This is a genomic window from Demequina sp. (genome assembly GCF_016278765.1).
Classification (GTDB): domain Bacteria; phylum Actinomycetota; class Actinomycetes; order Actinomycetales; family Demequinaceae; genus Demequina.
On record NZ_JADQBE010000033.1, the window covers coordinates 1 to 17,695 of the forward strand.

The window sequence follows — 17,695 nt, forward strand, 5'->3', positions numbered from 1 at the left end:
GGCTGGCGTGGGGGCGGCGGGGCGAGCGTTGGGCGAGGTGGTGAGGGCGGTGACGATGCGCCGGGTCGCGGACGAGCTGGGGTTCGAGGCGATGAGCCTGTACCACCACGTGGCGGACAAGAACGCGCTCCTGGCAGGAAGGGCCGAGGCGATCGTGGGCCAGGTCGCCATGACCGGCGCCGCCATCCGCCGCGATGATTGGCGCGCCACCGTGCGTGCGCGTTGCCTCGCCGCCCGTCGCATCATGCTTGCCCACCCCTGGGCGCCGGGGCTGATCTCCCAGCAGACCGAGTCCCCCGTGACGGCGTTCATCCTCTTTGAGGAACTGGTCGGCACCCTCATCGGCGCGGGCTTCGACTACGACCTTGCGCATCGGGCGATCCACTCGCTGGGTTCCATGGTGCTGGGCTTCACTCACGAACTGTTCGACCCTGACCCGAGCACCGACGATGAGGTGGACGAGCAGGCCATGCTGGCCATGGCCGAGGGCATGCCGCACCTGCTCCAGCTGGCGCAGATGGGCCCGCACGAATCCGACGGCTCGCTCAGCACGTGCGACACCCAGGCCGAGTTCGAGTTCACGGTCACGCTGATCATCGACGGGCTCGCGGCGCGCCGGGCCGCGCTCGCGGGTGGCAACTAACTGGTCGGCCACCCCCTGCGCGGCCTCGCTGCCCCCCCAGGGCGGGCCCCCGCGAGCGGCTGAGCCCCGCGCCATCTCTTTACGCGGCCGCGCTCACCCGCAGAGCCCGCGCGGCGCGCTCCACGTCGCTGAGGTCGTTGTACACGTAGAAGGACAGCCGTGAGCGACCTCCGCGTCCTGAGCATCGGACGCGAGCGTCGGCCAGGTGCCGTGGGTCACCGTTCACGGAGACGATGGTGGTGTCGCTGGGCGGCATGCCCAGCGCCTCGCGGAACTGGTTGGCCAGGCCCACGCTGTAGTCGCGCACGTCGGTTCGGCGTAGCCCGGCCAGCAGCTCGAGCGCGACCGCGCCGGCCTCGACCAGCTGCCATGGCGGCGAGGTGTCGAAGCGTCGGGCGGTGGCGCTGAGGTGCATCGGGGGTCCGTAGAGGTTGTTCCAGGGCTCGTCGGTGCCGTACCAGCTGGCATTGACCGGGCGCAGCCACGTGGCGCGCGGGTTCACGGCGGTCAGCGCGATGCCGCGCGGGGCCATCAGCCACTTGTACGCGGCGGAGACCACCACGTCGAAGTCGCGCGAGTGCATCGGCAGCCACCCCGCCGCATGGCTCGCGTCGATCAGGGTCTTTGCGCCGGCACGGCGAGCGGCCTTGGCGAGCGCATCGAGGTTCATCACGCGTCCGTCCGACGATTGCACCGCGCTGACCGCCACCAGGTCCACACCGGGGCGCACCGCGTCCAGCAGGCCCTCGAACGGCACCAGCGTGACGTCGAGTCGGCCGTCCGCCATGAACGGGAACAGCACCGATGCGAAGTCGCCCTCGGCCGCGAGCACGCGCGAGCCCGCAGGCAGCGACGCGGCCACCATCCCCACGACTTGGGACACCGACCCTGCGAGCGTGACGTCCGTGGGCCGGCCGCCGACGATGCTGGCGTACGCGGCACGCATCCGGTCCACCGGCGCGTCGAGCGCGCTGGGGTCCACCCGGCCGGCGGCCCAGTCGTCCACCGCGGCGTGCAGGGCCAAGGAAGTCGCGCGCGCCGGCAGTGCGACGCTCGCGGTGTCCAAGTATCCGGGCACGCGGTCGAACGCGTTCGCGACGGCAAGGTTCATCATGACGACAAGCATCGTCCGGTGGGCGGACTCACACAATCCATTGTTGTTGTTATCTAGACCTCAATGCGATGATGGTCTGGTGATCGACGTCGAACGCCTCCTCATCCTGCGGGCCGTGGCCCGGCACGGGTCCAAGGCCGCCGCCGCCCGCGCCCTCGGCGTAGCCGAGCCCACCGTCGCCCACCACCTGCGCGCGCTCGAACGCTCCGCGAACGTGCCCCTCACCGTGCGCGCGGGCCGCGTCACCCAACTCACCCCCGCGGGCCAGGCCCTGCTGGAGCACGCGAACGCGATCGCCGTCAGCCTCGACAATGCCGAGCGGGCGCTGCACCAGCACGCGGAGCTCAGCGTGGGTCGCCTCCAGATCGCCGCCTTTACCTCGTTTGCGTCGATGGAGCTGCCGGCGCCGCTCGCGCTGTTCGCCCGCACCTACCCCGGGGTGGAGATCGGGCTGGTCGAGGCCGAGACCGACGACGCGCTCGCGTTGCTGCGTTCCGGTGACGCCGACCTGGTGATCGGCTTCGCGGACACCGCCACGCCCCCGCCGTCGGGCCTGCCGCTCACCTGGCTCAAACACGACGAATACTTCACCGTGCTGCCCGAGGCCCACGCCGAGGCCCGCGGCCCCCACGCGGACATGGCGGCCCTGTCGGGCGATCGCTGGATCTCCGGCTGCAACCGGTGCCAGAACCACCTCAACGCGCAGGCCAAGGAGGCGGGGTTCACGCCCGAGATCGCGTTCGTCACCGAGGACTACGTCACGGCGCAGCACCTGGTGGCCAACTACCTGGGCGTCGCGCTGTTGCCACGCATGGCGATCGACGCAAGTCCACCCGTGCCCGGCATCGTGACCCTGCCCAGCAACCCCCCGACGTATCGAGAGATCTTTGTGACGGCGGGACACGACCCGGCACCTGCCGCGGTCGCGTTCGCGGCAATGCTCACCGGGGTCGGAATCAGCCCAGTCGGGATCAGCCCAGTCGGGATCGCCGCCGCGCAGGCCAGCCGCTAGGCGGGCACGGCCATCGTGAGCAGTCGCTCCGGCACAAAGGGTGACGTCATGGCGCGCAGCAGCGCGGAGTAGTTGGGCAGGAACCGCAGTTCCGTGCCTGCCGCGATCCGCCCTGGCGTTTCGAGCACCAGATGGTCGCTGCTCGACGCCAAGATCGACGCGCCCACGGGCGGCGTGAGGCCGTCCGGGTCCACATCCTGCCGGCCGAGCGCGACGATCGTCTGGACGATCGTGCCGCGGCCCGGCGCCGCTTCCGGCCTGCCAAAGGCCGCCTGACCCCGTAGACCCCACGGCGCCGTCGGCTTGACGATGGACTCGATCACCGGGGCGACCACCATAAACGCGTCTTGGCGCAGTCGCGGGAGGGGCTTGCGGGTGAGCGGGTCCAGGCCCAGCAGAATCGACTCGCCGAGCCGCAGATCGTTGATCCCGCCGACGCGGCCCTTGCCGAGCGCCCATTGCAGGTTGGAGGAGTTTCCGCCGCTGACGATCGGCGTGGGCACGCCGAATTTGGACGCGATGGTGGTGGCGAGCGCGGACAGCTGCTGCATCTGGTCGTCGCCCGGTATCACTCCGCTGCGGCACGCGAGGTTGGTGCCGATGCCCGCCAAGGTGACGTGCCGGGTGCGGGAGATGATGCGGGCGGCGTCCAGCACGTCGGCCACCATGAGGCCCTCGCGCAGGTCGCCCAGCTCGACCATGAGGACGATGCCGTGGGTGAAGGCGCGCTTGCCGGCGGCAACCGACAGCGCGGTCACGATCTCCAGGTCGCTCACCATGCTCGATTGCGCACACGCCACGGCGCGGTCGGCCCACTCGGGGGCGGGGGCGCGCGACAACGTCATGGGAACGCGAATGCCGGAGTCGCGCAGCGCCTCGAGGTTTTCGATGCGGGAATCGGCCAGCCGCTTGACGCCCCCGCGGATCATGGCCCGCGCCACCTCGGGCGAGCCGAGCGTCGCCTTGGTGACCCCCGTGACGCCGATGCCGCGCTTCTTGAGCGCCGTCACCAGTTCGTGAGCGTTGTGTTCGATCGCCGTGAGGTCGATCTCGATGCGGGGCGAAATCACTTGATCTCCGCTTCTTGCGCGAACGGGGCGAGCAGCGACGGGAAGGCGTCGGTCACCATTCCCACGAGTTCGCGCGGGTCGCGCCACAAGGCGTCGGTTGCGGGGATGCCCAGTTCGGCTTCGTAGAGGATCGCGGCGGCATCGACCTCGGCGGGAGTCATGCCCTCGTGGTTAATAGTCAAGCCAATCACTCGGGTCTTGCCAAAGGTCTCGATAAGGGCGACCTCCGTTGCCGCCAGCGGCATCGGCACGTCGGGATAGTCGGACAGCATGGTGCGCGCGGGGGCGTGCTGCATGATGACCGCCTGCGGGCGCGAGGCGCGCAGCACCACCGTGGAGCTGAGATACGCGGGGTGGCTGAGCGCGCCCTGGCCCTCGATGACGATCACGGCCGGGTGCTCGCCCTCCCAGGCGGCCACCACGGCGCCCTCAAGTTCGCCCACGCCAAACTGCGCGGGGATCGCGTCGAGCGCCACACCATACTTGGCGCCCTGCATCAGGCCGGTCTGGCCCGTGCCCACCATGACGGTGTGGATGCCGGCATCGTTAAGCGCCTTGGTGAGCAGGGTCGAGGTGGTGCGCTTGCCGATCGCGCCGTCTGTGCCCAGCACCGCGATGCGCACGCAGTCCACGGTGTCGATCGCGCCGTCGAACATCCGCAGGTCCTTGGTGGCGTGCGGGCGTCGAACATCGTGAAGGATCACGTCGGAGATGGCGGCCGCCGTCGCGATCTCGAGGTCGTCGTTGAGGAACTCGTGGAGGCCCGAGACGATGTCGAGGCCGGCGGTGACCGCCTCGAGCACGGCCTCGCGGTCGGTCGGGGACATCAGCCCGCTGAGCGGCGCAAGCCCAAAGATCATGGCGTCCGGACGCGGGACAGGCGCCGTGACGTGGGCTGAACTGCGCCCGGCCACGGCGATGGCGGCGGCCAAAGATGCCACCACGGGGATGCCCGCGTGGTCGCCACCCAACGCAACCCCAGCGTCGGCCCCCGCGTGCGTCGAATCGATCACGGCAAGGATGCGGTAACGTTCGCTCGACCGGACCAGCCCGTTGGCCGTCTTGCCGTCGACGCTCGCGAAATTGCCCTCGCAGTAGATGACCGCCGTGGGCCGCGCCGCCGGGCGCGCGGGCGTGGGCAGATCGGGGACAGGGGTGGTGAACGGGCGCATACTGCAAAGCCTCGAGTCTGACTCAGAGGAGGCGCCGGGATCGTTCCGGCCAGGAGGCCGGTGTCAACGAGAGGTCCCCACTAAGAAGTGGTGGATTCCCAGTGTACGCCGGGGGTGCAAGCTCCCCGGCGGCCCGCGTCCCCACGTGAGGCGTGCGGAAGCCCTGGCGTCGGCCGCGCGTTGACCCGACATGACCGATACCCCCGCCACCCGCGCGCTCGCCGCCTCCGGGATCGTCCACACCGTGACCGAGCACGGACCCGTCCGCTCGCTCGAGGAGGCCGCGACCGCGCGCGGGCTTGAGCCCCGGCAGATCCTCAAGACCCTGGTGGTCAGGCGCGCCGAGGGCGACTACCTGCTGGTGCTGGTGCCCGGCGACCGCCAGATCAGCTGGCCCAAGCTGCGCGAGTTGCTGGGCGTCAGCCGGCTGTCGATGCCGGACAAGGACGTGGCACGCGACGTCACCGGGTACGAGCGCGGCACCATCACGCCGTTCGGGTCGCTGCCCTCGCCCGCCGGAACCCCCTGGCCCGTGATCGCCGACGCGCTGATCGCGTCGCGCGAAGGCCCGGTCTCGATTGGCGGCGGCGCACACGGGGTGGCTGCGTCGGTGGATCCGGCGGCGCTGGTGGAGGTGTTGGGCGCGCGCGTGGCCGATGTGACGGAGCCCCTGTAGTCGAGACCTACGACATTTTGGCACCCTCGCGCGCCAGCAACGAGCGCTTGACGTCCACTCCCCACGCGAAGCCCGTCAGCGCCCCGGACGCCCCCACCACCCGGTGGCAGGGCACGAACAGCGCGACCGCGTTGCGACCGCACGCCGCGCCCACCGCACGGCTCGCGCCGGGGCTCCCGAGTGCGGCCGCGAGTTCGCCGTAGCGGCGCACCTGCCCGGCAGGGATCTCGCGCAGAGCGCTCCACACCGCCGCCTGGAACGCGGTGCCGCGCTGCGCGACCGGCACGCTCGCCGGGGCGGCGACGTCTCCCGCGTAGAACGCACGCACAGCGGACGATGCGCGACACACCCCCGGGCCGAGGCCTTCCGGCGCGAGGCCCGCCCGCATCGCGACGGTGGCCAGATCGTCGGACCAGGCGGAGGCGACGACGGCGCCGTCCGCATCCTCTATGAGGGTGAACGGGCCGTCAGGGGTGTCGAGCAGCTGGCACGTGTACATCAGTGATCTCCGGGGGTAGTGGTGGACGGCGCCGATGCATGAGAAGCCGCCGCGCTCCACAGGTGCATCATCAGGTAGCTGCGCCAGGGGGCGAGCGTTGTCGCGGCTTCGGCGAGGCCGCGTGAGTCGTGAGGCAGGCCGAGCGCCTTGGCGCCCGCCCGCACGGCCGAGTCGCCAGTCAGCAGGATGTCGGTGGTGCCCAGCACGCGCAGGGCCACGTAGTGCGAGGTCCACGGGCCGACACCCCGCAGCGCCTCCAGCTCGGAGGTGAAGTCCTCGCGGGTGGCGCCCACGTCGAGGCGCACCTGGCCGCTCGCGATCGCGGCGCATGCGCGCACGAGCGCCTCGCGTCGCGCCTTGGGGCCGCCGATCAGGTCGTAGACCTGGTCTGCCATGACGTCGGCTTGGGGGAACAGATGGGTCACGCCGGAGTGGGCGAGCGCCTGGGGTAACGGCACGGCGAGCGCGGTCACGATGCGCTGCACGGCGGTGCGGCCGGCGGCCACCGACACCTGCTGGCCGAGGATGGCCCGCGCCACCATCTCCACCGGGTCGAGCGCGCCGGGGATGCGGATGCCGGGTCGCCCGGCCACCGCAGGCGCGAGCAGCGGGTGGGTCGCGAGCGCCGCGTCGATCGCCTCGGGGTCGGCGTCCAGATCGACGAGCCTGCGGGCGCGGGTCAGCAGCGAGGGTAAGTCGGCCAGGTGCTCCACCCGGGCCGTGACCCGCACGGCTCCGGGCTCGGGCGCAATCGTCATGGTGGCCGCTCCGCTGGCCAGGCGCATCGATCGCGTGTACGCCCCGTCCCTCGTATACGCACCGCCCGCCGCGAACTCCACGCCGGCCAGCGCGCGCCGGCCCAGCCATTCGATCACCCCCGCGCCGTCGAAGGGCTCGCGGGCGGCCAGCCGGACGGTCACGGTGCCGGGGGCCGCGGCGGCTCCGGCGTCCGCCTCGACCCGGCGCGCGCGGGCACGCAGAGCCGTGGGGGTCATCCCAAACACCTCGGCGATCGTATCGTTGAACTGCCGGATTGATGCGAAGCCGGCCGCAAACGCGACGTCGCCCGCGGGCATCGGCGTGGACACTAGCAGGTGTCTGGCGTTGTGGGCGCGCTGGGCCCTGGCCAGGGCGAGCGGCCCGGCGCCGAGCTCCTCCGTGAGCAGCCGCGTGAGCTGACGCGTGGAGTACCCGAGCCGCGCCGCGAGCGCGGACACGCCGTCGCGGTCCACCACGCCGTCCGCGATGAGGCGCATGGCGCGCGCGGACGTGTCCTCGCGAGAGTTCCACTCGGGGCTCCCCGGCACCGCCTCGGGAAGGCACCGCTTGCAGGCGCGATAGCCGGCGAGGTGGGCCGCCGCGGACGTGGTGAAGAATTCGACGTGGGGTCGCTTGGGGGTACGCGCCGGGCAGCTGGGACGGCAGTAGATGCCGGTGGTCCGCACGGCCATCACAAACTGCCCATCGAAGCGTCGGTCCCGCCCGGACGATGCCCGGTAGCAGGCGTCGGCGTCGAGTGCGGTCCCGGTCATGGGTCAAGACTGCACGGCAAACGGCGCGCGCGCTAGCGGTTTTCGGACATTACGGTGGGGCTGGCCTCACGGCAATAAAGGAACGACCCGGTCGAGGGGGGGTTGACCGGGCCGTTCCACCTTCAAGTACACACCCACGGGCACGAAACTCGCTACCCTTTGTCGAAATCTTGTCAACTTTGAGAGTGTTCTTTCGGGGCGCGGCGGAGCCCCGAAACTCCTAGGCGGGGTCGGGCGCCGCCGGATTTCTGATGCCCAGCCACGACACCACCCCTCCCAAGGCGAGCAGCACCCCCACAAACACGGCCGCGCGGTGGAAGCCCGCCAGGTCGAGTTGGCCGCCCACCACCGCGCCCAGCGCGGCCACCGCCACCAGACTTGCGACGCGCGCGATCGCGTTGTTCACCGCGGAGCCGATGCCGGCACGGGAGGAGTCGACTGCGCCCAGCACGGCGGCGGTGAGGGGTGACACGGTCGCCGCGAGCCCCACCCCAAACAGCAGCACCCCTGGGAGCACTTGCGTCCAATAGGAGAAGGGTTCGCCGACGGTCAGCAGCAGCAGGGAGCCGCCCGCCATGGTGATGGGACCCCAGGTCATGAACAGCCGGGGACCGACGCGACCGGCCACGGCGCCCGCACGCGAACTGAGCACAATGAGCGCGAGCGTGATCGGCATCGTCGACAGGCCGGCGGCCGTTGCCGTCAGCCCCGCGCGCTCCTGCAGATATACCGACACCACAAAGCCGTTGAGGCCCAGCGCTCCGTAGACCAGCAGGGTGGAGAGGTTGCCCCAGGCGAAGTTGCGGGCCGCGAACAGGGCGAGCGGCAGCATCGGCTGGGCAATGCGCGACTGCCGCCACACAAACCACGCGAACACCGCCGTACCCCCCAGCCCTGCGCCCCACACCGCAGGGTCGGACCACCCGAGGTTGGGCTGCTCGATCAGCGCGAACACCGCGCCGCCCAGCCCCACCGCGCACAGGGCGGCGGACACCAGGTCCACGTGGGCATCGTCCCATCGGACGTCGCGCACCTCGACGCGCTCCAGCAGCAGCAGCGCCACCGCAATGGGCAGGACGTTGATGACGAATGCCAGTCGCCAGGACGCGAGGTCTACGGCCAGACCGCCGAGCAGGGGGCCGGCGACCATGGCGCCCGCCGTCGCGGCGGTCCAAGTGCCGATGGCTCGGCCGCGTTCGGCGCCATCAAAGGTGGAGGTGATGAGCGCCAGCGACGATGGCACCAGCATCGCGCCCGCGACGCCCTGCAGCAGGCGGGCCGCGATCAGCACCTCGGAGGTGGGCGCGGCGGCGATGGCGACGGAGGCAATGCCGAACAGGATGAGGCCGATGCGCAGCACCCGTTGGCGGCCGAACGCATCGGACACCGAGCCGGCCACCAGAATCAGCGAGCCCAGGGTCAAGAGGTAGGCGTCCACGGTCCACTGCTGGGTGGTGAGGCCGCCGCCGAGGTCATCGACGATCGCGGGCAGGGCCACGGTGACGACGCTCATGTCGAGGAACGCGACAAAGCTGGCGGTGATGGCGATGGCCAGGATCAGGCGCTGCTGGGGACTCCGGGTAGCGCTCCGGACGGTGGTGGGGGACACCTCCTCAGAGTAGGTGAGGCGCGCTCTACGCGCGCGGTCTGGGCGGCACTGCGGGCCCGGTAAATTGACCGCATGGGATTCCTTGACCGCTTCCGGCGCAGCCGCCCACTGTCCGAATCCGAACTCAACGAACGCTCCCACGTGGACGGCGTCAGGTATCGCGACCTGCAGATTCTGGGCCAGCTGACCCAGATGGGTGCGGACCTCCACGCGATCCGGCACACGGTCTTCTATTCCTACTTTCCCGCGCGGGTGACGGCCACGGCGGCGGCCGATGCACTGCGCGCGAAGGGGTTCGCGGTCACCGTGAGCCCGCTTCCCGAGGAGTTTCTGATCGAGCACCCCGAGGCCCCCAATCCTTGGCGAGTCACCGCCGAGCGCAGGGACCGCGGGCTCATCCCCGACTTCCTACGCGAGAGCGTGGACCTGTGCGCCGCCGTGGCGGACGAGTTTGGCGGTCAGTACGACGGCTGGGAGTGCGGGCTCACCGAGGTCGAGGCGGCGGCGGTCGAGGCGCAGAAGCCGTAACGCCTGGGCCTCGGTTTCCGGCGATGCCTTGTGCTAGCCGATGCCCACGGAGCGCTGGGTGTTCACCATGCGCACCTGGCTGGGCAGGGTGAACAGGTCGACGATCCACAGGATCCCGAACACGCCCGCCGTGAGCAGGTACACGATGCCACGGCCGATCTTGCCCAGGTAGAAGTGATGCACCCCGAACAGGCCCAGGAAGAACCACAAGACGTAGGCGATGCCCAAGGACTTGGGCGGCAGGATCGGGTGGTTCGCGTTCATGGCGGCTCCTTGATCTGGCCCGAGGTGCGGCCGTTTTCAGGATACGCCGGTGGTCGCGCGGCGGGTCGGGATGGCCCGTGTTGATCCCACAGATTGCGCGCGAGGCTCTAGAGGGAGCCGCGGGCGTCTCCAAAGGGCAACGGCTCGAGGCTGACAACACGGATTGGTTCCGCAAGCAGGCCCTCGAGAGCGGCATTGAGATCGGCGACGACCGCCCCGGCGGCGTGCGCCTCGAGGTCCGCCGCCGCAGTCCACTTCTCGATCATGACGATGCTTCCGTCGGGGGCGTCGTGAATGGCGTAGAGCTCGCAGCCGTGTTCCTCGTGCACGCGGGGGATGAACTCACCGAGCACGTCCACAAGGGCGTCCCTCTTCCCAGCTGCGGGCTCAAAGTAGGCAGTCACTACCACCGGATTCATCGCGTCACTCTTCCTTTCGGCCCTGCGGCCGGTACGAGCGCGTCGGTGGTCTGTCGGGTACCTGACGCCGCTTTGAGCACTAACGTACAAGAGTTCTTGGTCATGAGTTCCCGGACGGGGTGCCGGACCGCGCCCGGTTTGTGCGGCCGCTATCCGATGCTCTTGCGTGCGGTGTCCGTCCAGGTGGCGCCGGCCTCGCGGGCGGCCAGGTAGGCGTCGATCTTGCTGTCGGGGATCAGGTAGTTGTCGATGCCGTCGCCGTCGGGGTCGAAGAGGGTCTTCTGGTTGCCAGCGCCCGGGGTGCCGCTGACGCAATTGCCGTCCAGGTCGCAGTCCACCCGGTGGGCGTGCGGGTTATAGACGTGCACCGTGGTGCTGGTTGAGGTGGTGGTGGCGGTGCCAGGCGCGTCCCGCCAGGTGGCACCGCCATTGATGGAGAACTCTCCCCGCCACGTCGTCGTGAGCGTGAACGTGGTCCGGTGTTCGGGCCTGAGCGGGAACGTGAACGGCGTGCCGCCCTGCTCGTACGGCTTGCCGGGGTTCGCGGAGGACCAGGTGGTGCCGTCGGTGTTGGTCCACGTGTATTGCGTGGCGATGGCGCGGATGATCACGGGGGTGCCCAGGAGGGTGGCGTTCATGGTGCGCGGGTTGGTGTCGACCGCGAGATTCACGCCGAGTTCCGCAACCGCATACCCGTCACCGGGCTGGACGACGTAGGTGTTGGGGGCGATCGGCATGGTGGCCCACGCCTGCGCCACCTGCGCCAGCAGCAGGTCGGTGGTGCACTGATAGCCGGACGCGAGCTCCCACCCGCGGTACGCGCCGCCCACAAAGCGGTTCACCCACCATGGGTTCAGCGGCGCTTCGTTCGCAGGGCACGTCACTGGCGGGGTGATGGCCGGCGAGTCGGGCCCGCAGTCAGGGATCGCCATCTCGAAGATCTCCGCCGATGTGAACTTCATGCCCTCACAAATCTCGTGGCGGACCCACTTGTCATGACCTCCGCCCGACGACGTCGGGGCGCCAAAGGTTCCCGCCTCGACACCGTTGAGGGTGACGTTGTCGCGTCCGGTCTCTCCCCAGAAGTCCTCGCCCCCGGCGTTGCCGACGCCCGCCGCGAGCATCGCAAGAACGACCGCCATGCCGCCCAAGTAATCCATCTCTAACCCGCTCGCGCATAGTTGACACCAAGCACCACCCAGTGGCCCTCAGCGAACGCGAGGGAAATCCCTACGGTGCCAGATCCCCCTTCTCCGGTCCCGACTACGGCACCCGCTGAGTCAATCGTTGTTGAGGGTGCGGTCTGCATCTCCAAGACGATCGTGTAGGTCCCATCCGGTTCCTGCCCGCCGGATGCTGGTTCATTTGGGAACGATGGTTCCCCGCCAGTGCGCGATTCCGCAGAGTCCTCTAGACGCTGCCGTGTGTCCAGAGCGCTCAGGCAAAAATCGCACTCTGGCGAACTCACCAATTGGAACAGCTCGCCATCGAGCGTCTTCATCATTTGCGGGTAGAGACTGACGAAGAACTTTGCGAAGTTGCTTGCACTGACGAAGTTCTCGGCGCGCGCGTCCTCCGGGATCTGCGCGAGCAACTCCTCCTCCGAGGTCACGCTCGGCGTCGGACTGGGTGACGGCGTCGTCTCCACCGTCCGGGTGGCTGACGGGGTTTCCGTCACGATCGGCCCAGGGTCACCTGAGCACGCAGACAACGATGCGGTCGCGCCCCCCACGAGGGCTACGACCGCCGCACAACGCAGCAGTCGAGCCATGTCGGGACCCTACCGGGAGACCGCGGCGCCTGGTAGCCCCAACCTTGGGGGTTGTGGATAACCCACCCACTCGCAGCGTCGGCGTTGTTGTGGGGGGCTCGACCAGTTTGAGATAGTCAACATGTTGAGTAATCCAAACGAGTAATCCAAAGAGGTCGCCACCCCCGCCTGGGCAAGCGCCAAGCGGTCACCGACGGGAGCGCGGCAAGCGCGCCCGCCGCCGTGGGCATACCCTCAAAGCGAGCAGGCGCAACAATGCGCAGGCGCGGGCCGAGGGAAGGCTTTCATGAAAAGCAACACAGTCCTGGGAGTCATCGGCGGCATCCTCATTGCCATCTCCGTGTTCCTCACCGGCACCACCGTCAGTTTCTCGGGCGCGGCCATCAAGGAGACGGTGCCGCTCATCCTGTTCGTCGCGGCGCTCGCGGTCATCGCGTTCTCCGTCATGAAGAACCGCACGGCGGCGAGCTTCGCGGCCATCGTGGCGGCGACCATCGCGCTCATTCAGCTCGTGGACATGCTCCGCAACGGCTCTCTGGACATCACGGTGCGGCTCGTCATCCTCGTGGCGGGCGTCGCGCTCGCTCTCTTCTCCTCGCTCGGGAGCCGCAAGAGGTAGACGGAGGCGGTCCGATCCCGATCCTGTTCGGGACCTTCGCCCCGACCCGTTCATCGGCCGCAGGTGTAAGCCGAGAGAATCACCCCTCGAAGAGGGAATGACAACTCCCGGCAACACGAGGCAGCGGACTCATGAACACCGAACAGCTCGACAAGATCAAGAGTGGAAAGGGCTTTATCGCCGCGCTCGACCAGAGCGGCGGCAGCACCCCCAAGGCACTGCAGTTCTACGGCGTGGACGACGACGCGTACGCGAACTTGGAGGCGATGTTCGACCTTGTCCACGAGATGCGCACCCGGATCATCACCAGTCCGGTCTTCACCGGCGACCGCATCCTCGGTGTGACCCTGTTCGAGATGACCGTGGAGCGCGAGATCGGGGGCAAGGGCGCCACCGAATACCTGTGGGAGGACAAGGGCATCGTCCCGTTCCTCAAGGTTGACAAGGGCCTGGTAGAGGAAGTTGACGGGGCCCGGGTCATGAAGCCGATGCCCGACCTGGCGGAGGTCCTCGAGTTGGCGAAGGCCCACGACGTGTTCGGCACCAAGATGCGTTCGGTCATCAAGCTGGCCAACGAGGCCGGCGTGAAGGCCGTGGTGGACCAGCAGTTCGAGGTGGCTCGCCAGATCCTCGCCGCCGGGCTGGTGCCCATCATCGAACCCGAGATCGACATCTCCAGCCCCAAGAAGGCCGAGGCCGAGGCGCTGCTCAAGGCCGCCCTCCTGGCCGCGCTCGACGGGCTCGACGACAACCAGCAGGTCATGCTCAAGCTCACGCTGCCCGAGGTGGACGGCTTCCACACCGAGCTCGTGCAGCACCCGCACGTGTTGCAGGTGACCGCCCTGTCCGGTGGCTACACGCGCGAGGAGGCCAACGCCCGGCTCGCCCGCAACCCCGGTGTGATCGCCAACTTCTCCCGCGCCCTGACGGAGGGTCTCAGCGTCCAACAGAGCCAGGAAGACTTCGACGCCGCTCTGGAAGCCTCGATCGCGAGCATCTACGAGGCCTCGAACACCTGATCCTGCGTCGTCCGCCGCTTCGACCGATCCCGGCTTCGCGCTGCGCGGGACCTAGGCCCCGCGCCGCGCATCGGCCGCAGGTGTAAGCCGGAATTATCAACCCTTGCGCAGGGGCTGACAACTCCCGTCAATACGAGGAGCCGGACTCATGAACACCGAACAGCTCGACAAGATCAAGAGTGGAAAGGGCTTCATCGCCGCGCTCGACCAGAGCGGCGGCAGCACCCCGAAGGCCCTCAAACTCTTCGGCATCCCGGAGACCGCGTACTCGAACGAGGACGAGATGTTCGACCTCATCCACGAGATGCGCGCCCGCATCATGACCAGCCCGGTGTTCACCGGCGACCGCATCCTCGGCGCAATCCTCTTTGACAAGACCATGGAGCGGGAGATCGGCGGCAAGGGAGCCGCCGAGTACCTGTGGGAAGAGAAGAACATCGTTCCCTTCCTCAAGGTGGACAAGGGGCTGGCCGAACCGGCCGACGGCTCCCGCACCATGAAGCCGCTGCCCGACCTGGACGAGGTGTTGGCGCGGGCCAAGACCCACGGCGTGTTCGGCACCAAGATGCGCTCGGTCATCAGGCTGGCCGACAAGACCGGCGTGAAGGCCGTGGTGGACCAGCAGTTCGAGGTGGCTCGCCAGATCCTCGACGTCGACCTGGTGCCCATCATCGAACCCGAGGTGGACGTGTTCAGCCCAGAGAAGGCCGTCGCAGAAGTCATGCTCAAGGCCGAACTCCTGGCCGCGCTGGACCAACTCAACCCCGAACAGCGCGTCATGCTGAAGCTCAGCCTCCCGGAGCTTGCGGGCCTGCTCACCGACCTGGTGCAACACCCCAACGTGCTCCGCGTGGTCGCCCTGTCCGGAGGGTTCACCCGTGAGAAGGCGAACGACCGGCTCGCCCGCAACCCCGGTGTGGTCGCCAGCTTCTCCCGCGCCCTCACGGAGGGCCTCACCGCCCAGCAGAGCCAAGAGGAGTTCGACGCCACGCTCGACGCCTCGATCGCCAGCATCTACGAGGCATCGCTCGCCTGACCCGCGGCGCGCACGCCGCGCCGCGGTTACGCTAATCCCCTGCGCACACACAAGGGGATGTCATGACGGACACGGACGGCACCGGGCAACCGAGAGTGCCCCGCCTGCCCGATCCCGGGTGGCTTCCTGACCCCAGCGACCGGGACCTCGAGCGCTACTGGAACGGCTGGGACTGGACGCAGCTGACCCGCGACCGGATCACCAGGGCGTCATATGCGCCCGGCGCGCCCGGCGCGGCATCGGCCACGACCACGCGCCGCCCCGTGGTCCGCGGATGGATCATGATGCTGGCGCTGGCGACCGTGGTCGCCGTGGGCGCGGCGGCATACGCGAACATGCTCCCCGCATGGATGGTGAGACCCGCGCAGATCTTCCTGGCGGCGCCGGCCGGGCCGGAGGTCGCCTACCCCGTGTTTGGGTCCGACGACACGGTCACCTACCTGGCCCGCGGCATGGTTGCGCAGCAGGAATCCATCGACGTCACCTGGCTTGTGGCGACAGGGCACGACGTGGTGGCCGAGGTGGACGACGCCATGGCCGAGGCCCAGGCACAAAACCCGTATGCCTTTGTGTCCGGCTGGCGCATCCGGGTTGAGGCTACCCGCGCACAGGTGTTCCCCGACTACATCTATCCGGCCGACGAGGCCGAGAGGCGCCGTGTGGAAACCTCGAGCGCCGTGGCGGCCATCATGGCCGATCCCTCGGTGACGGCGGCGGCCGGTGCCCGCGACACCGTCGGCGCCCTGCATGACGCGGTGCTGCAGGCCGCCACCTACGACCGTGCGGCGGCCGCGGCCATCAACGCCGGGGCGCGGCCGGAGACGTCCCCCGCGGTGGCGCAGTCTCAGGAGGCGTACGGGATTCTGGTCGCTGGCACCGCCGTGTGCAACGGGTACGCCCAGGCCTTCCAGCTGCTGGCGGCGGCGTCGGGCATCACATCGGTGGTGGTGACGGGCGAGGCGAACGGCGGCGTCACCACGGGTAGTCATGCGTGGAATCGCGTGCTGATTGACGGCAGGTGGCTGGTGGTCGACACCACCTGGGACGATGCTGCCGATACGCTGCCGCGCCGCGACTACCTGTTGATGGATCCGACTAACCCGCAGATGAGCACCCGCGCCGCGAACGACTACTGGGTGGTCGACGCGAACGCGGGGATGTATCAGTAGGGGCGATCACGCCGAGCGGAACGTGCGCTGGCCGCCATCGCCCTGCGAAGATGGTCAGGTCGCCCGTCAAGGGAGCGGGGCGGAGGGAAGTCACCTGTGGACACTGACGCTACGGACACTGAATCGGCCGAGGGCCACGACGTCATCACCGACACCGACCGGCTTGCCTACATGTCGCTACGCAAGCGGCCGGACACACGCGCCAAACGGTATGCGCTCGGCCGGTCCCTGAGGCACAAGGTGCCGCGATCCGCGCTGGGCGAGTGGCGGGTCGCCCGCGCGGGCCGGGACCCGGTGGCGCTGGTGGAGGAGAACCACGAGGGCCGCGTCCCGGAGTTGGTTCCGGTGCGGGTGGCGCGGATGGCGGCCTCTCCCTACGGTTTCCTTCGGGGTTCCGCGGTGGTCATGGCCGACGACGTGGCGGGCCTTCCCGCGACCGGCATCATGCCCGTGGTGTGCGGCGACGCGCACCTGGGCAACGTGGGCTTCTACGCCTCACCCGAACGTGACCTGGTGCTGGACCTCAATGACTTTGACGAGGCACACCCCGGCTCGTGGGAGTGGGACCTGCGGCGGCTTGCCGCAAGCACGTGGGTGGCGGGCCGCCAGAACGGCTCCTCGGAGGACGACTGCGAGGCCGCGGTGCGCGCCTGTGCCGCCTCCTACCGCGAGGAGATCCGGTACCTGGCCGACCAGCCGCTGTTCACCCGCTCCTTCGAGCGCATCGACATGACCCGGATGCGCGAGCACGCGCCGGACAGTCCCCTGGCCGTCGAGCTTGAGCGTGCCGCGAATCGCGCGCGCGAGCGCACCTCCGACCGCGCGCTGCCGCGTTTCACCACCGAGCGTCACGGCACCCGCCAGATTGTCGAGGAGCCACCCCTCATCACGCGGCTGCCCTACCAGGAGGCGGAGATGCTCGCCGAGGGCCTCGACGAGTACCTCGCCACGCTCGACCCGCACTGGCGGCGCGTGCTAGGCGGGTACACCTTGGTGGACGTCGCCCACAAGGTGGTGGGGGTGGGCTCCGTGGGGCTGCGCGCGTATGTCGCCCTTCTCGAGGGTTCGAGCGAGGACGACGTGATCTTCCTCCAACTCAAGCAGGCCCGCCGGTCGGTGCTCGCGCGGTATGTGCACGGCGACAGCGCGTGGCACCGCCACCAGGGCGAGCGGGTGGTCGAGTACCAGCAGGCCCTCCAGACGGTGAGCGACCCGCTGCTCGGGTGGACCACCGTGGACGGCCGGCAGTTCTATGTTCGCCAGTTTCGCAATATGAAGGGTTCGGTCTCGCTGGATGCGATCTCTGCGGGGTCTCTCGCGGACTACGCGGGCATCGCCGGCCGTCTGCTCGCCAAGGGGCACGCCCGCACCAGCGGCGCGTCGATGATCGCGGGCTACGTGGGCGGCAGCGCCAAGCTGGACGAGGCGATGGCGCGCTTCGCCCAGTCCTACGCCGACCAGACCGAGGCCGACCACGCGGCGCTGCTGGCCGCGGTCAAGAGCGGCAGGATGCCGATGGCGGACAGCGCGTAGCGGATTCGGT

Annotated in this window: 19 protein-coding genes; 9 read left to right on the top strand and 10 right to left on the bottom strand. The window is 69.3% G+C overall.

Translation table 11 applies throughout. The features are described from left to right. A partial coding sequence (locus QZZ29_RS06700) for a TetR/AcrR family transcriptional regulator C-terminal domain-containing protein (RefSeq protein WP_291382218.1) occupies positions 1 to 643 on the top strand: 643 nt, incomplete at its 5' end. Positions 644 to 722: 79 nt separating this feature from the next. Here QZZ29_RS06700 and QZZ29_RS06705 read toward each other — a convergent pair. Beyond that, positions 723 to 1,757 carry an aminotransferase class V-fold PLP-dependent enzyme gene (locus QZZ29_RS06705; protein WP_291382219.1) on the bottom strand — a complete coding sequence of 345 codons (1,035 nt, stop codon included), beginning with the start codon at positions 1,755 to 1,757 and terminating at the stop codon, positions 723 to 725. Between the two features lie 79 nt (positions 1,758 to 1,836). On the opposite strand from QZZ29_RS06705, the gene QZZ29_RS06710 reads away from it, so the two are divergent. Further along, a complete protein-coding gene (locus QZZ29_RS06710) occupies positions 1,837 to 2,769 on the top strand; it encodes a LysR substrate-binding domain-containing protein (protein ID WP_291382220.1) in 933 nt (310 codons plus the stop codon). Here QZZ29_RS06710 and QZZ29_RS06715 read toward each other — a convergent pair. Both QZZ29_RS06715 and QZZ29_RS06720 read right to left on the bottom strand, forming a co-directional pair. Continuing rightward, entirely contained in the window at positions 2,766 to 3,839 is a 1,074-nt protein-coding gene (locus tag QZZ29_RS06715; RefSeq protein WP_291382221.1) for an alanine/ornithine racemase family PLP-dependent enzyme, read from the bottom strand. The two genes, QZZ29_RS06710 and QZZ29_RS06715, sit on opposite strands and share 4 nt — an antisense overlap. Continuing rightward, the gene (locus QZZ29_RS06720) at positions 3,836 to 5,011 is read right to left on the bottom strand and encodes a DUF1611 domain-containing protein (protein ID WP_291382222.1); all 1,176 of its coding nucleotides are present in this window, start codon (positions 5,009 to 5,011) and stop codon (positions 3,836 to 3,838) included. The genes QZZ29_RS06715 and QZZ29_RS06720 overlap by 4 nt, the downstream gene beginning before the upstream one ends. A 190-nt stretch (positions 5,012 to 5,201) precedes the next feature. Between QZZ29_RS06720 and QZZ29_RS06725 the strand changes: the two genes are divergently transcribed. Next, on the top strand, positions 5,202 to 5,687 hold the full coding sequence (locus QZZ29_RS06725; protein WP_291382223.1) for a YbaK/EbsC family protein: 486 nt from the start codon (positions 5,202 to 5,204) through the stop codon (positions 5,685 to 5,687). Positions 5,688 to 5,694: 7 nt separating this feature from the next. On the opposite strand, the gene QZZ29_RS06730 is transcribed toward QZZ29_RS06725, so the two are convergent. The 3 genes from QZZ29_RS06730 to QZZ29_RS06740 all read right to left on the bottom strand — a co-directional run bounded on the left by QZZ29_RS06730 (position 5,695) and on the right by QZZ29_RS06740 (position 9,327). Continuing rightward, the gene (locus tag QZZ29_RS06730; protein WP_291382224.1) at positions 5,695 to 6,186 is read right to left on the bottom strand and encodes a methylated-DNA--[protein]-cysteine S-methyltransferase; all 492 of its coding nucleotides are present in this window, start codon (positions 6,184 to 6,186) and stop codon (positions 5,695 to 5,697) included. After that, positions 6,186 to 7,718, bottom strand: coding sequence for an AlkA N-terminal domain-containing protein (locus tag QZZ29_RS06735; protein ID WP_291382225.1), 1,533 nt, complete (start codon positions 7,716 to 7,718; stop codon positions 6,186 to 6,188). The genes QZZ29_RS06730 and QZZ29_RS06735 overlap by 1 nt, the downstream gene beginning before the upstream one ends. A 220-nt stretch (positions 7,719 to 7,938) precedes the next feature. After that, positions 7,939 to 9,327 (bottom strand): MFS transporter, encoded by a 1,389-nt coding sequence (locus QZZ29_RS06740; RefSeq protein WP_291382226.1) that lies wholly within the window; start codon positions 9,325 to 9,327, stop codon positions 7,939 to 7,941. 72 nt (positions 9,328 to 9,399) lie between these two features. Here QZZ29_RS06740 and QZZ29_RS06745 point away from each other — a divergent pair, with 72 nt between their 5' ends. Next, positions 9,400 to 9,855 carry a ribonuclease E inhibitor RraB gene (locus QZZ29_RS06745; RefSeq protein WP_291382227.1) on the top strand — a complete coding sequence of 152 codons (456 nt, stop codon included), beginning with the start codon at positions 9,400 to 9,402 and terminating at the stop codon, positions 9,853 to 9,855. Positions 9,856 to 9,888: 33 nt separating this feature from the next. Here the strand turns inward: QZZ29_RS06745 and QZZ29_RS06750 are convergent, their stop codons facing one another. From QZZ29_RS06750 to QZZ29_RS06765, 4 genes are all read right to left on the bottom strand, one after another. After that, positions 9,889 to 10,119 (bottom strand): TM2 domain-containing protein, encoded by a 231-nt coding sequence (locus QZZ29_RS06750; protein ID WP_291382228.1) that lies wholly within the window; start codon positions 10,117 to 10,119, stop codon positions 9,889 to 9,891. A gap of 107 nt (positions 10,120 to 10,226) precedes the next feature. Continuing rightward, a complete protein-coding gene (locus QZZ29_RS06755) occupies positions 10,227 to 10,538 on the bottom strand; it encodes an antibiotic biosynthesis monooxygenase (RefSeq protein WP_291382229.1) in 312 nt (103 codons plus the stop codon). A gap of 149 nt (positions 10,539 to 10,687) precedes the next feature. Beyond that, a complete protein-coding gene (locus QZZ29_RS06760) occupies positions 10,688 to 11,680 on the bottom strand; it encodes a hypothetical protein (RefSeq protein WP_291382230.1) in 993 nt (330 codons plus the stop codon). Positions 11,681 to 11,700: 20 nt separating this feature from the next. Further along, positions 11,701 to 12,309, bottom strand: coding sequence for a DUF6318 family protein (locus QZZ29_RS06765; RefSeq protein WP_291382231.1), 609 nt, complete (start codon positions 12,307 to 12,309; stop codon positions 11,701 to 11,703). 286 nt (positions 12,310 to 12,595) lie between these two features. On the opposite strand from QZZ29_RS06765, the gene QZZ29_RS06770 reads away from it, so the two are divergent. The 5 genes from QZZ29_RS06770 to QZZ29_RS06790 all read left to right on the top strand — a co-directional run bounded on the left by QZZ29_RS06770 (position 12,596) and on the right by QZZ29_RS06790 (position 17,685). Then, positions 12,596 to 12,928 (top strand): hypothetical protein, encoded by a 333-nt coding sequence (locus QZZ29_RS06770; RefSeq protein WP_291382232.1) that lies wholly within the window; start codon positions 12,596 to 12,598, stop codon positions 12,926 to 12,928. 131 nt (positions 12,929 to 13,059) lie between these two features. Next, positions 13,060 to 13,947, top strand: a complete 888-nt coding sequence (locus QZZ29_RS06775) for a fructose bisphosphate aldolase (RefSeq protein WP_291382233.1) — start codon at positions 13,060 to 13,062, stop codon at positions 13,945 to 13,947. Positions 13,948 to 14,095: 148 nt separating this feature from the next. Next, entirely contained in the window at positions 14,096 to 14,983 is an 888-nt protein-coding gene (locus tag QZZ29_RS06780; protein ID WP_291382234.1) for a fructose bisphosphate aldolase, read from the top strand. 62 nt (positions 14,984 to 15,045) lie between these two features. Continuing rightward, positions 15,046 to 16,152, top strand: coding sequence for a transglutaminase domain-containing protein (locus QZZ29_RS06785; RefSeq protein ID WP_291382235.1), 1,107 nt, complete (start codon positions 15,046 to 15,048; stop codon positions 16,150 to 16,152). A 96-nt stretch (positions 16,153 to 16,248) separates the two neighbouring features. Then, complete coding sequence (locus QZZ29_RS06790) at positions 16,249 to 17,685, top strand: DUF2252 domain-containing protein (protein ID WP_291382236.1); 1,437 nt, start codon at positions 16,249 to 16,251, stop codon at positions 17,683 to 17,685. Positions 17,686 to 17,695 lie beyond the last annotated feature (10 nt).